Raw genomic sequence first — 13,516 nt, forward strand, 5'->3', positions numbered from 1 at the left:
TGCGGCCACCCGCTCCGGGTGACTGAGGGACAGGGTCAAGCATGATCAAGGTTGGCAAGCATCTGCTCGTGGCTTTGGCGTTGGGCGCCGCTGCGCTGCCGGCGTCGGCGCAGCCGGGGGCGTCGCCGGATGCGGCGGCTGGCGGCCCGGCGCTGCGCCTGGAATGTGGCGGCATCGGCCTCGAGTCGTCGCAGCGCATGCGCGCGGAGGTGGCGATGCATGCGCTGACGCTGTTCTTCTCGACGACCGAGGGCGGTTTCGTCACCGATGTGGCGACGCGGGTGGACGATCCGCTCGGCGACCGCCGGGTGGAGGCCTCCTGCGGGCCGATCGGCCAGCTCGACGTGCCCGAGGCGGGGCGCTACCGCATCACCGCGACCTACGCCGGGCAGACGCAGGAGCACTGGATCGACCTGAGCCCGGGCGGCGGCGCGCGTCTGGCCCTGCGCTGGCAGGAATAAGCCGCTCCGCCGCGATCCGCCTTATCCCTGCGCGCCGAAGCCGTTAAACTCGCGGTCTTTGTCCAGTTTGAGCCGGAGCGATCCATGACTGTCCAGCGCGTCCTTACCGGGATCACCACCTCGGGCACGCCCCACCTCGGCAACTATGCCGGCGCCATCCGTCCGGCGGTCGCCGCCAGCCGCCAGCCCGGCGTGGAAAGCTTCTACTTCCTGGCCGACTATCACGCGCTGATCAAGACCACCGACCCGCTGCGCGTGCAGCGCTCGACGCTGGAGATCGCCGCCACCTGGCTCGCCGCCGGGCTCGACACCGACCGCGTGTGGTTCTACCGCCAGTCCGACATCCCCGAGATCCCCGAGCTCACCTGGCTGATCACCTGCGTCGCCGGCAAGGGCCTGCTCAACCGCGCCCACGCCTACAAGGCGGCGGTGGACAAGAACACTGCCGAGGGCGTCGATCCGGACGCCGGGGTCAACATGGGGCTCTACATGTACCCGGTGCTGATGGCGGCCGACATCCTGATGTTCAAGGCCAACTCGGTGCCGGTCGGCCGCGACCAGATCCAGCACATTGAGATGGCGCGCGACATCGCCGGCAGTTTCAACCACCTCTACGGTGAGCACTTCGTGCTGCCCGAGGCCGCCATCGACGCCTCGGTCGCCACCCTGCCCGGGCTGGACGGCCGCAAGATGAGCAAGAGCTACGACAACACCATCCCGCTGTTCGCGCCCACCGCCGAGCTGCGCAAGCTGATCTTCTCGATCGTCACCGACTCGAAGGCGCCGGGCGAGCCCAAGGATGCCGACGGCTCGGCGCTGTTCCAGCTCTACCAGGCGTTTTCCTCCGCCGAGGAGACGCGCGCGATGCGCGCCGCCTTCGACGAGGGCATCGCCTGGGGCGAGGCCAAGCAGGCGCTGTTCGAGCGCATCGAGGCCGCGGTGGCGCCGATGCGCGAACACTACGAGGCGCTGATCGCCGAACCGGCGCGCATCGAGAAGCATCTGCATGAAGGCGCCGCCAAGGCGCGCGCGATCGCCACGCCTTTCCTGGCCGAGCTGCGCCACGCGGTCGGCCTGCGCAATCTGGCCAGCGTGCCGCGCGCGGCCAAGGTCGAGAAGGCGAAGACCGCGCTGCCACAGTTCAAGCAGTACCGCGAGGCCGACGGCCGCTTCCACTTCAAGCTGCTCGACGCCGACGGCCGCCTGCTGCTGCAGGGCTCGGGCTTCGCCTCGCCGCGCGAGGCGGGCGCGGTGGTGGCGGCGCTGAAGCAGGGCGCCGCGTTCGAGATGCAGGGCCTGGCGCTGTGGCTCGAGGGCGCCGAGGTGGCGACGCTTGGCGACGGCGTCGACGAGGCTGCGCTGCGTGCGGCGCTGGGCGCGTTTGCCGACTGAGCCTGCGGGCGGTCTGTAGCGGCAGGCGCCCGTCCGGCGGTACGGCGTACTCAGCCGGCCGTGCCGCCGACCGCGTCGGCCACCACCACTTCGGTCAGCTCGGGCGCGCACAGTTCGATGAAGCGGTAGGCGAAGCCGCGCAGGTAGTGGCCGCGGCGCACCGCGATGCGGGTGACGTTCCCGGCGAACAGGTGGTCGCTGTCGAGCTTGCGCAGGCCGGGGTCGCGCGTCGGGTTGAAGGCCATCGAGGCCAGGATGCCCACCCCCAGCCCGAGCTCCACATAGGTCTTGATCACGTCGGCGTCGAGCGCCGACATCACCACGTCGGGCGTCAGCCCGGCGCGGGCAAAGGTCTGGTCGATGCGGGTGCGGCCGGTGAAACCCTCGTGGTAGGTGATCACCGGGTGCGCGACGATCGCCTCCAGGGTCAGCGGCTGCACCGCCTCGAGCGGGTGGCCGGCGGGCACGACGACCGCGTGCTGCCAGCCGTAGTAGGGGAAGGAGGCCAGCTCCGGCACCTCGGCCAGCGCCTCGGTGGCGACCCCGATGTCGGCCTCGCCGTCGAGCAGCATCTGCACGATCTCGCCCGGGCTGCCCTGGTGCAGCTTGAGCAGCACGCGCGGGTAGGCGCGCTTGAACGCCGCCACCACCCCGGGCAGCGCGTAGCGCGCCTGGGTGTGGGTGGTGACTACCGTCAGCTGGCCCTGGTCGCGTCCGCGGTACTGGTCGGCCAGGCGCTTGATGTTGGCGGCGTCGAGCAGCATGCGCTCGACCATCACCACCAGCTCCTCGCCGGGCGGGGTGAGGCCGAGCAGGCGCTTGCCCTTGCGCACGAAGAGCGCGATGCCGAGCTCGTCCTCGAGGTCCTTGATGTGCTTGGACACCCCGGACTGCGAGGTGAACAGCGCGTTGGCGACCTCGGTGAGATTGAAGCCGCGGCGTGCGGTCTCGCGGATGATGCGCAACTGCTGGAAGTTCATCGGGCGGCTCCGGCCGTCGGGGTGGCTGGTCGCGATTCGAACAGGCTCAGGTGCGAGGGTAGCAGGCGGACGGCCTGGCCTTCCGCCAGGCCGAGCGCGGCGACGCGCTCGCGCGTGAGTTCCACCTCGAAATGCTGGCCGCGGGCGCCGTTTACGCCATCGAGCTCGACCCGCGCGGTGACGCCGAAAGCCAGGATGCGGCTCACCTGCGCCGCGATGCCTGCACCGGCGCCGGCGCCGACGACGATGTCGAGCTCGTGCGGGCGGGCAAAGGCCATCACTTCGGCACCCTGGCCGAAGCCCCCGGCGTGGTGCGGCAGGCGGTCGTCGCCGACGCGCAGGCCCTCGCCGTCGACACGGCCGTGGAACAGGTTCACCGCGCCGAGGAAGCCATACACGAAGGGCGTTGCCGGGCGGCGGTAGACCTCCTCGGGGGTGCCGATCTGCTCGACCGCGCCCTTGTTCATCAGCACGACGCGGTCGGCCACCTCGAGCGCCTCCTCCTGGTCGTGGGTGACGAAGATCGAGGTGATGTGCAGTTCGTCGTGCAGCTTGCGCAGCCAGCGCCGCAGCTCCTTGCGCACCTTGGCGTCGAGCGCGCCGAAGGGCTCGTCGAGCAGCAACACGCGCGGCTCCACCGCCAGCGCGCGGGCGAGCGCGATGCGCTGGCGCTGGCCGCCGGAGAGCTGGGCCGGAAAGCGGTCGGCGAGCCAGTCGAGCTGCACCAGGTTCAGCAGCGCATGCACCTTCTCGGCGATCTGCTTCTCGGACGGCCGCTGGCCGCGTGGCTTCATGCGCAGGCCGAAGGCGACGTTGTCGAACACGCTCATGTGGCGAAACAGCGCGTAGTGCTGGAACACGAAGCCGACCTGGCGATCGCGCACATGGGTGCCGGAGGCGTCCTCGCCGTCGAGCAGGACCTGGCCGGCGTCGGCCGCCTCGAGCCCAGCGATCACGCGCAGCAGCGTGGTCTTGCCGCAGCCCGAGGGGCCGAGCAGCGCCACCAGCTCGCCGGTAGGAAAGTCGAGCGACACGTCGTCGAGGGCGATGAAGTTGCCGAAGCGCTTGTGGATGTTGCGAACCTGGATGCTCATGGCTGTCCTTCGTGAAGGTCGTGTTGTGCATGCGCGGCGCGGTGCTCGACCCAGGTCTTGATGACCAGGGTCACCAGCGCCAGCAGCGCCAGCAGCGAGGCCACCGCGAAGGCGGCGGCGAACTGGTACTCGTTGTAGAGGATCTCGACGTGCAGCGGCAGCGTGTTGGTCTCGCCGCGGATGTGGCCGGACACCACCGACACCGCGCCGAACTCGCCCATCGCGCGCGCGTTGGTGAGGATGACGCCGTACAGCAGGCCCCACTTCACGTTCGGCAGGGTGACGTGCCAGAAGGTCTGCAGGCCGTTGGCGCCGAGCACCACCGCGGCCTCCTCTTCCTCCTTGCCCTGCGCCTGCATCAGCGGGATCAGCTCGCGGGCGACGAAGGGGAAGGTGACGAACACGGTGGCGAGCACGATGCCGGGCACGGCGAAGATGACCTTGAGGTCGTGCTCCGCCAGCCACGGCCCGAGCCAGCCCTGGGCGCCGAACACCAGCACGTAGACCAGGCCGGCGATCACCGGCGACACCGAGAACGGCAGGTCGATCAGCGTGATCAGGAAATGCTTGCCGCGGAACTCGAACTTGGCGATCGCCCACGCCGCGCATACGCCGAACACCAGGTTCAGCGGCAGCGCGATCGCCGCGGCGAGCAGGGTCAGGCGCAGCGCCGACAGCGCGTCGGGATCGATGAGCGCAGTGAGGTAGGTCTCCCAGCCCTTGCGCAGTGCCTCGACGAACACCGCGATCAGCGGCATCAGCAGGAACACGGCGAAGAAGGTCAGCGCGGTGCCGAGGATCAGCCACTTCACCAGCGGCGTCTCGCGGGTCGCCGCGCGCGCCTCGAAGCGGGTCTGGCCGAAGCCAGTCGCGGCGACGGGGCGGAGGGGGGTTGCAGCAGCCATGTCAGCGGTCCCTTCCGGTGCGTTTGGCGGTCCAGGCCTGCAGGCCGTTGATGATCAGCAGCAGGGTGAAGGACAGGATCAGCATCACGGTCGCGATCGCCGTGGCGCCGGCGTAGTCGTACTGCTCGAGCTTGGTGATGATCATCAGCGGGGTGATCTCGGACACCATCGGGATGTTGCCGGCGATGAAGATCACCGAGCCGTATTCGCCCACCGCACGCGCGAAGGCGAGCGCGAAGCCGGTCAGCAGCGCCGGGAACACGATCGGCAGGATCACGTGGCGGAAGGCCTGCCAGCGCTGCGCGCCGAGGCTGGTGGCGGCTTCTTCCAGCTCGGTGTCGAGATCCTCGAGGATCGGCTGCACCGTGCGCACCACGAAGGGCAGGCCGATGAACACCAGCGCCACCAGCACGCCGAGCGGCTGGAATGCCACCTGGATCCCGAGCGGCTCGAGGAACTGGCCGATCCAGCCGTTACCGGCGTAGAGCGCGGTGAGCGAAATGCCCGCCACCGCGGTAGGCAGCGCGAAGGGCAGGTCGACCAGGGCGTCGATCAGCTTCTTGCCCGGAAAGGAGTAGCGCACCAGCGCCCACGCCAGCATCAGCCCGAACACGGCGTTGATCGCGGCGGCGAGCAGCGACATGCCGAAGGACAGCTTGTACGAGGCGACCACCCGCGGCGCGGTGACCACGTCCAAGAAGTCGGCGAACGTCAGTTCGGCGGTCTTCAGGAACACCGCTGCGAGCGGAATCAGCACCAGCAGCGACAGGTAGGCGAGGGTGTAGCCGAGCGTGGGCCCGAAGCCGGGCAGCACGTGAAAGCGTGGCGGTGCGCTCAGGCGGGGGAGGGATGCAGCCAGGGTTGCGGTGTGCATGATCGATGCCGTGATACGCGAATGGCTTCGAGTCTAGAGACGGGCTTCATGAGCTCGAACCAATAAAAAACGCGGTGCTTATGCGATTTCCTGCTATTCGCCCGGCCGGATTCCGCCGGCCGATTCGGCGCGCCGATTACAATGGCGCCCGCAATCGTGGAGGCGGACGCATGACGGACTTCGTGGGGAATTTCGTGCTGGCCTTGCTGCTGGTCGTGTTGCTGCGCGTGCTCTATGCCGTCTGCGCGCTGCTGGTGCGTACCGGCGACGGCGGCAACATCGCCTTCGCCATCGCCCTGCCCGCCGGGCTGCTCTACATCGTGGTGCGCAACCCGGTGCCGGTGAGCAGTTGGGCGGGCCTCGTCAGCGGCGCACTGCTGGGTGCCTTGCTGCTGTGGTCGGTCGCGCGCTGGCGGCGGCGCGGCTCGGAGGTCTGAGCCTGCCATCAGGCCGCGCTGCGCGTCGCGTGTTCTCCGGGGTGCGTGCGCCCGCGCCTCACCGACCCGCGTAGATCTGGTCGAACACTCCGCCGTCGGCGAAGTGCTTCTGCTGCGCCGCCTGCCAGCCGCCGAGGTCCTCGATGGTGATCAGCTCGACTTTCGGGAAGCGGGCGACGTCGGCCGGGTCGGCGTGTTCCGGCTTGACCGGGCGGTAGTAGTGCTTGGCGGCGATCTTCTGGCCGACCGGCGAGTACAGGTACTCGAGGTAGGCCTGCGCCACCTTGGCGGTGCCGCGCTTGTTGGCCACGCCATCGACGACGGTCACCGGCGGTTCGGCGAGGATCGAGATCGAGGGCACGACGATCTCGAACTTGTCCGGGCCGAGCTCGTTGATCGACAGGAAGGCCTCGTTCTCCCACGCCAGCAGCACGTCGCCGATGCCGCGCTGGACGAAGGTGTTGGTCGAGCCGCGGGCGCCCGAGTCGAGCACCGGCACGTGCTTGAGCAGCGCGGTGACGAAGGCCTGCGCGGTTTGCTCGCTGCCGCCCGGCTGCTTGAGCGCATAGCCCCAGGCGGCGAGGTAGTTCCAGCGCGCGCCACCGGAGGTCTTCGGGTTGGGGGTGATGACCTCGACCCCGGGCTTGACCAGGTCGCTCCAGTCCTTGATGCCCTTGGGGTTGCCCTTGCGCACCAGGAAGACGATGGTCGAGGTGTAGGGCGCGCTGTTGTGGGCGAGCCGCTTCTGCCAGTCGCCTGGGATCTTGCCGGTCTGCTCGGCGATGGCGTCGATGTCGTAGGCCAGCGCCAGCGTGACCACGTCTGCCTCCAGACCGTCGATCACCGCGCGCGCCTGCTTGCCAGCGCCGCCATGGGACTGCCTGATGGTGACGGTCTCGCCGGTCTGGGCTTTCCAGTGTCTGGCGAACTCGGGGTTGAAGTCCTGGTAGAGCTCGCGCGTGGGGTCGTAGGAGACGTTGAGCAGGGTGGTCTGCGCGTGGGCGACGCCAGCGAGGCCGGTGGCGAGCGCGAGGGCGAGCAGGGTGCGGCGAAGGGGGCTGAACTTCATTGTCGTTTCTCCATGCGGGTAAGTGCGATGGAGAAAATCTAGCCCTGACGCGCGTGAGACCGAACCAAGAAGAAATGGATTGCTTATTCCCGGTCAGGGGCCGCCTTGCGCTCGCTGCATCCTTGCAGGCGAGGGTTCGCCATCACTGGATGCGCGGCAGCGCAATGGCGGGCGCGCGCCCGGCGACCAGATCGCTCAATGCGGCGGCAGATCCGCAGGCCATGGTCCAGCCCAGCGTCCCGTGTCCGGTGTTGAGCCACAGGTTCTCGTGCCGGGTCGGTCCGATGAAGGGAACGCTGCCCGGGGTGACGGGGCGTAAGCCGCACCAGGTCCTTGCCGGACCCGCAGGCTTCAAGGCGGGGAAGAGCTCATTCACACGGCGCATCAGGGCCTCCTGGCGGATCGGGCTGGGGCGCAGGTTGAAGCCGTCGAACTCGGCCGTGCCGGCGACGCGCAGGTGATCGCCCAGGCGGGAGAACACCAGCTTGTGCCCGTCGTCAGTGAGGCTGGTCCTGGGCGCGATGCTGTCGGGTGACAGCGGGATCGTGGCCGAGTAGCCCTTGGCGGGATAGACCGGCAGGCGCATGCCGAGCGGGGCGAGCAAGGCCGGGCTGTAGCTGCCTGCGGCGATGACGAATCCGTCCGCCTCGATGCGTTCCCCTTGCAGGGTGGTCAGCGCGCTGATCCGGCCGTCCGCCTCGTCGAGTCCGGTCACGGTGGTCCCGAAGCGGAATCGCACGCCGGCCTGGCGGCAGCGCTCGGCGAGCTGGCGGGTGAAGAGGTGGGCGTCGCCGGACTCGTCCTCGGCCGTGAAGTCGCCCCCGACCAGTCGATCCCGGATGGCCGCAAGGGCAGGCTCGATATGGATGCACTCGTCCGCATCGACCGCGCGACGGTCGCAGCCGTAGCTGCGCATCACCGCGGCCGCATGCAGGGCCCGCGCGTACTCCCTGCGGTCGGTGTAGATGTGGAGGATGCCGCGTTCCAGGTGGTCGTAGTCGAGCGCGGCATCGCCTTCGCCGGCGAGCTGCGCGCGCAGGCGCTTCAGTTCGTCGCGGCTGTAGCGCGCGAGCTCGACGATTCGGCCGATGTTCGCGCGTGTGCGCCAAGGCATGCACTCGCGCAGGAAGCGCGCCGACCACGACAGCAGGGCGCGGTCCGCGCGCAGCCGGAACAGCAGCGGCGCATCCTCGCGCGCCAGCCAGCGCAGGGCCTTGAGCGGCGTCCCCGGGTTCGCCCAGGGTTCGGCGTGCGAGACCGAGATCTGGCCGCCGTTGGCGAAGCTGGTCTCGAGCGCGGGGCCGGGCTGGCGCTCGAAAACGGTCACCCCCAGCCCTTTGCTGCGCAGGTACCAGGCAGTGGTGATGCCGATCACACCGCCGCCCAGGACTGCGATATTCACCCGCTTCTCCCGCGGTGGCGCGCGGCGTCCGTTGGCGTGGCGCCCCTCATGCGCATGCCGACTCGCTCGGACTGGCGTTCTCGGCCTCGATTGCCGCCAGCGCGGCCGCGGCCCGGCGCAGCGCGGGCAGCGACTCGAGCGCCTTTTGCTCGGTCATGCGCATGATCGGTGCCTGCATGGCGATGCCCATGTTGGAGCGCCCCTCCGGCGAGGGCACCAGCACGGCAATGCAGAACAGGCCGGGCAGGAACTCCTCGTTGTCGAAGGCGTAGCCGTTCTGCCCCACCTTCTCGATCTCGGCCTCGAGCGCGTCGAGCTCGGTCAGGGTGCGGTTGGTGTACTTGGACAGCGGTGCATGCGCCAGCAGGCGGCGCCGTTGCGCGGGCGTCATCTCGGCGAGGAACAGCTTCCCGCTCGCCGAGCAGTGGGCGGGCACCCGCGACCCCGGGTGGAGGTAGAAGCGCAGCGGCGCAGCGGTCTCCACGCGATCGAGGTAAAGCACCTCGCTGCCCGACAGCGCGGTGATGTTGCAGCTCTCGCCAACCTCCTCGACCAGCTGGCGCAGCACCGCATGACGTGCGCCATGGATGGTGTCGTTGAGCAGCAGGTTCTCGGCGAGCCGGCGCAGGCGGGCGCCGGTGCCGTACTGGCGGCCATCGCTGTCGCGCTGGAGCATCCCGGCCGCCTCCAGCTGCTGCAGCATGCGGTGCAGCGTCGGCTTGGGCAGGCCGGTCTCCTCGACCAGGCCCTGCAGGGTCACGAGGTGATCCTTGGCGGCAATCACCTCGAGCAGGGCGAGCAGGCGCATCGTGGGGGTGTCGCCATCGATCTTGACCACTTCCGAGCGGTCGGTCCGGTTCTCGGCCATGCGTGAGTCTCCGATGCAGATTTCTAAAAAGTGAACGAATCGTACCGTTTTTTAAAATTTCATGTTGACCTTTTGGACGTTGGCGCCTAGAGTTCGTTCGAGTATCTCGGATATCGGAACATTTCGTCCCGATTAGAACGATCACAACCTGGAGACATTCCATGAGCCAGACCCAGACGCTGACCGACGGCCGCACGATTCCGAGCGGCCCGACCAAGATGACCCCCTCCGAAGCCTTCGTCGAAACCCTGGTGTCCAATGGTGTCACCGACATGTTCGGCATCATGGGCTCGGCCTTCATGGACGCGATGGACATCTTCGCGCCGGCCGGCATCCGGCTGATTCCGGTGGTGCACGAGCAGGGCGCGGGCCACATGGCCGACGGCTACTCGCGGGTGTCGGGTCGCCACGGCGTGGTGATCGGGCAGAACGGCCCGGGCATCTCGAACTGCGTGACCTCGATCGCGGCGGCGTACTGGGCGCACAGCCCGGTGGTGATCATCACCCCGGAGACGGGCACGATGGGCATGGGCCTGGGCGGCTTCCAGGAATGCAACCAGCTGCCGATGTTCCAGGAGTTCACCAAGTACCAGGGCCACGTCACCCACCCGGCGCGCATGGCCGAGTACACCGGCCGCTGCTTCGACCGCGCGCTGAGCGAGATGGGCCCGACGCAGCTGAACATTCCGCGCGACTACTTCTACGGCGAGATCACCTGCGAGATCCCCAAGCCCCAGCGCCTGGAGCGCGGCGCGGGCGGCGAGCAAAGCCTCAATGAAGCGGCCGAGCTGCTGGCCAAGGCCAAGTTCCCGGTGATCATCTCGGGCGGCGGCGTGGTGATGGCCGACGCGGTCGAGGAGTGCAAGGCGCTGGCCGAGCGCCTGGGCGCGCCGGTGGTCAACAGCTACCTGCACAACGACTCGTTCCCGGCGAGCCACCCGCTGTGGTGCGGCCCGCTGGGCTACCAGGGCTCGAAGGCGGCGATGAAGCTGATCAGCCAGGCCGACGTGGTGGTGGCGCTGGGTTCGCGCCTGGGGCCCTTCGGCACGCTGCCGCAGCACGGCATGGACTACTGGCCGAAGACCGCGAAGATCATCCAGATCGACGCGGACAACAAGATGCTGGGTCTGGTGAAGAAGATCTCGGTGGGCATCTGCGGCGACGCCAAGGCGGCGGCGGTGGCGCTGACGGCGCGTCTGGCCAATCGTGCGCTCGACTGCGACGCGACCAAGGGCGAGCGTGCGGCGAAGATCGCCGCCGAGAAGGCCGCGTGGGAGAAGGAGCTCGACGAGTGGACGCACGAGCGCGACCCGTTCAGCCTGGACATGATCGAGGAGAACGCCAAGGAGAAGCCGTTCTCGGGCGGCGAGTACCTGCACCCGCGCCAGGTGCTGCGCGAGCTCGAGAAGGCGATGCCCGAAGACGTGATGGTGTCGACCGACATCGGCAACATCAACTCGGTGGCCAACAGCTACCTGCGCTTCGAGAAGCCGCGCAGCTTCTTCGCGGCGATGAGCTTCGGCAACTGCGGCTACGCGTTCCCGACCATCATCGGCGCCAAGGTGGCCGCGCCGCACCGTCCGGCGGTGTCGTACGCCGGTGACGGCGCGTGGGGCATGAGCCTGATGGAGACGATGACCTGCGTGCGCCACAACATTCCGGTGACCGCGGTGGTGTTCCACAACCGTCAGTGGGGCGCGGAGAAGAAGAACCAGGTGGACTTCTACAACCGCCGCTTCGTGGCCGGTGAGCTGGACAACCAGAGCTTTGCCGAGATCGCGCGTGCGATGGGCGCCGAGGGCATCACGGTGGATCGTCTGGAGGACGTGGGTCCGGCGCTGAAGAAGGCGATCGACCTGCAGATGAACCACGGCAAGACGACGATCATCGAGATCATGTGCACGCGCGAGCTGGGCGACCCGTTCCGTCGTGACGCGCTCTCCAAGCCGGTGCGCTTCCTGGAGAAGTACAAGGACTACGTCTGAGCGCTCCGGGGTTCCGAACCCCCGCCGCGCCCGGCTTCGGCCCGGGTGCGGCGGACTCCTCCGCTCAATCCACTCCTCCCTCCCCCTGGGATTGAGCTTGGCCGGCGCCAGGGCATTCCGCCCTGGCGGCCGGCATCTTTTCCCGTTCCGGCGCGTGCAGGACGGGATCACGAGGATCCTGAATCATGAAGGCTATCAATCGAATCATCGATCGTGCCCGCGCTAATCCGGGTCGCATCGTGCTGTGCGAGGGCGACGATCCGCGCGTGCTGCAGGCCGGGCTGCGCGCGACGCGCGAGGGTACGGCGCGCATCCTGCTGGTCGGCGATCGTGCCCGCATCACCCAGGTGGCGGAGAACGAGGCCATCGACCTGAGCGGCATGACCCTGATCGACCCGGCCGATTCGCCCCTCGCAGAGGGCTATGCCGAGGAGCTGTTCCGGCTGCGCGAGAAGAAGGGCCTGACGCGCGCGGCAGCCGCGGACGAGGTCCGCAAGCCGCTCGTGTTCGCCAACCTCATGGTGCGCATGGGCGACGCCGAGGGCTCGGTGGCCGGGGCGGTGCACACCACCGCCGACGTGGTGCGGACCGCGATCCAGGTGATCGGCACCGATCCGTCCTTCAAGCTGGTGTCGAGCTTCTTCCTGATGATGCTGTGCGAACCTTTCCACAGCCTCAAGGGCGGGCTGATCTTCTCGGACTGCGGCCTGGTCGTCGACCCCAATGCCGAGGAGCTGTCCGAGATCGCGATGGCGGCGGCCGACAGCGCGCGCAACCTGCTCGGCGAGGAGCCGCGGGTGGCCATGCTGTCCTTCTCCACGAGCCGCAGCGCCAAGCATGCCGCGGTGGACAAGGTCGTTGCCGCGGCCGAGCGCGTCAAGGCGCTGCGTCCGGGGCTGGCGATCGACGGTGACGTCCAGCTCGACGCCGCGATCGTCGCCGAGATCGCCAACCGCAAGCTGCCGGAGTCGCAGGTGAAGGGGCGCGCCAACGTGCTCATCTTCCCCAACCTCGAGGCCGGCAACATCGGCTACAAGCTGGCCGAGCGCGTCGGCGGCGCGGTGGCGATCGGACCGCTGCTGCAGGGCCTGGCCAAGCCGGCCAACGACCTGTCGCGCGGCTGCAGCGCCGAGGACGTCTTCCACGTCATCGCGGTGACGGTGGTGCAGGCGCACGAGGCGGCGGCCCGGGCCGGGCACTGAGTCAGCAAGGGCTCCGTCAGGAGCCGACCCGCAACGGCACGGTGCGTGCCCAGGCGCAAGGGGTGGCGAGATGAGCATCGAAACGGCTGCAGCCCTGCTCGCGGTGATCGCGATCGGGACCTACTTCCAGACCGTCACCGGCTTCGGACTGGGCATGATCGTGATCGGCGTGACCAGCGGCTTCGGCCTCGCGCCGATCTCGCTGGTGGCCGCCATCATCAGCTTGGTGACGCTGATGAACAGCGCCGTGGCGCTGCCCGGCAAGCTGCATCACATCGACTGGCCGGCAGCGCGCTACGTGCTCGCCGGGGTGCTGCCGTCTACGGTGGCGGGCGTGCTGCTGCTCGAGTACATGAGCGCCACCGCGTCGACCCTGCTGCAGCTGCTGCTGGGTCTCACCATCATCTACAGCGGCATCGTGTTCATGTTGCGGCCGGCCCCGCTGGCCGAACGCTCCTCGAACGGCAGCTTCTTCGTCAGCGGTTTCCTGTCCGGGCTCTTCGGCGGGCTGTTCGGCATGGCCGGTCCGCCGGTCATCTTCCACTTCTACCGCCAGCCCTTCGACCTCGCGACCGTGCGCAACATGCTGCTGCTCACCTTCGCGTTCACCGCCGGCACGCGCACTATCTTCGCCGGCACGCAGGGCACCTTCACGCCGCAGGTGTGGGCCCTGATCGGTTTCACCGTCCCGCTGGTGGCGCTCGCCACCCTGGCGGGCCGGCGCTTTCCGCCGCCGTTCTCGCAGATCACGATGCGCCGCATCGCGTTCGGCGTGCTGATCGTGATCGGCGGCGGGCTGGTGTTCAATACCCTCTATCGCTAGCGCCGCCGATCATCCGTGGCGCGC

Annotated in this window: 13 protein-coding genes; 6 read left to right on the top strand and 7 right to left on the bottom strand. The window is 68.7% G+C overall.

Translation table 11 applies throughout. The annotated features are described in order from the left end of the window. Positions 1-41 precede the first annotated feature (41 nt). Together AAG895_RS02010 and AAG895_RS02015 are read left to right on the top strand one after the other, a co-directional pair. Positions 42-461, top strand: a complete 420-nt coding sequence (locus AAG895_RS02010; RefSeq protein WP_345793899.1) for a hypothetical protein — start codon at positions 42-44, stop codon at positions 459-461. Between the two features lie 84 nt (positions 462-545). Continuing rightward, positions 546-1,853 carry a tryptophan--tRNA ligase gene (locus AAG895_RS02015; protein WP_345793900.1) on the top strand — a complete coding sequence of 436 codons (1,308 nt, stop codon included), beginning with the start codon at positions 546-548 and terminating at the stop codon, positions 1,851-1,853. A 50-nt stretch (positions 1,854-1,903) separates the two neighbouring features. Here AAG895_RS02015 and AAG895_RS02020 read toward each other — a convergent pair whose 3' ends face one another. From AAG895_RS02020 to cysT, 4 genes are read right to left on the bottom strand one after another with little or no spacing between them, the layout of a single operon-like run. Then, complete coding sequence (locus tag AAG895_RS02020) at positions 1,904-2,833, bottom strand: CysB family HTH-type transcriptional regulator (RefSeq protein WP_345793901.1); 930 nt, start codon at positions 2,831-2,833, stop codon at positions 1,904-1,906. Beyond that, on the bottom strand, positions 2,830-3,927 hold the full coding sequence (locus AAG895_RS02025; RefSeq protein ID WP_345793902.1) for a sulfate ABC transporter ATP-binding protein: 1,098 nt from the start codon (positions 3,925-3,927) through the stop codon (positions 2,830-2,832). The genes AAG895_RS02020 and AAG895_RS02025 overlap by 4 nt, the downstream gene beginning before the upstream one ends. Further along, entirely contained in the window at positions 3,924-4,832 is a 909-nt protein-coding gene (gene cysW / locus AAG895_RS02030) for a sulfate ABC transporter permease subunit CysW (protein ID WP_345793903.1), read from the bottom strand. The genes AAG895_RS02025 and cysW overlap by 4 nt, the downstream gene beginning before the upstream one ends. Position 4,833: 1 nt before the next feature. Then, a complete protein-coding gene (gene cysT, locus AAG895_RS02035; protein ID WP_345793904.1) occupies positions 4,834-5,706 on the bottom strand; it encodes a sulfate ABC transporter permease subunit CysT in 873 nt (290 codons plus the stop codon). A 170-nt stretch (positions 5,707-5,876) separates the two neighbouring features. On the opposite strand from cysT, the gene AAG895_RS02040 reads away from it, so the two are divergent. Beyond that, complete coding sequence (locus AAG895_RS02040; protein ID WP_345793905.1) at positions 5,877-6,143, top strand: hypothetical protein; 267 nt, start codon at positions 5,877-5,879, stop codon at positions 6,141-6,143. 58 nt (positions 6,144-6,201) lie between these two features. On the opposite strand, the gene AAG895_RS02045 is transcribed toward AAG895_RS02040, so the two are convergent. The 3 genes from AAG895_RS02045 to AAG895_RS02055 all read right to left on the bottom strand — a co-directional run bounded on the left by AAG895_RS02045 (position 6,202) and on the right by AAG895_RS02055 (position 9,482). After that, entirely contained in the window at positions 6,202-7,212 is a 1,011-nt protein-coding gene (locus tag AAG895_RS02045) for a sulfate ABC transporter substrate-binding protein (RefSeq protein ID WP_345793906.1), read from the bottom strand. Between the two features lie 142 nt (positions 7,213-7,354). Further along, positions 7,355-8,614, bottom strand: a complete 1,260-nt coding sequence (locus AAG895_RS02050) for a D-amino acid dehydrogenase (protein ID WP_345793907.1) — start codon at positions 8,612-8,614, stop codon at positions 7,355-7,357. Positions 8,615-8,660: 46 nt separating this feature from the next. Then, on the bottom strand, positions 8,661-9,482 hold the full coding sequence (locus AAG895_RS02055; protein ID WP_345793908.1) for an IclR family transcriptional regulator: 822 nt from the start codon (positions 9,480-9,482) through the stop codon (positions 8,661-8,663). A 161-nt stretch (positions 9,483-9,643) separates the two neighbouring features. Between AAG895_RS02055 and xsc the strand changes: the two genes are divergently transcribed. The 3 genes from xsc (at position 9,644) to AAG895_RS02070 (ending at position 13,492) form a co-directional block, all read left to right on the top strand. Then, entirely contained in the window at positions 9,644-11,467 is a 1,824-nt protein-coding gene (gene xsc, locus AAG895_RS02060) for a sulfoacetaldehyde acetyltransferase (RefSeq protein ID WP_345793909.1), read from the top strand. A gap of 185 nt (positions 11,468-11,652) precedes the next feature. Continuing rightward, positions 11,653-12,669 carry a phosphate acetyltransferase gene (pta, locus tag AAG895_RS02065; RefSeq protein ID WP_345793910.1) on the top strand — a complete coding sequence of 339 codons (1,017 nt, stop codon included), beginning with the start codon at positions 11,653-11,655 and terminating at the stop codon, positions 12,667-12,669. Positions 12,670-12,739: 70 nt separating this feature from the next. Then, positions 12,740-13,492 (top strand): sulfite exporter TauE/SafE family protein, encoded by a 753-nt coding sequence (locus AAG895_RS02070; RefSeq protein ID WP_345793911.1) that lies wholly within the window; start codon positions 12,740-12,742, stop codon positions 13,490-13,492. Positions 13,493-13,516: the final 24 nt, after the last annotated feature.

Origin of the sequence: Thauera sp. JM12B12, from assembly GCF_039614725.1 — a bacterium.
In the GTDB taxonomy this organism is placed as follows: domain Bacteria; phylum Pseudomonadota; class Gammaproteobacteria; order Burkholderiales; family Rhodocyclaceae; genus Thauera.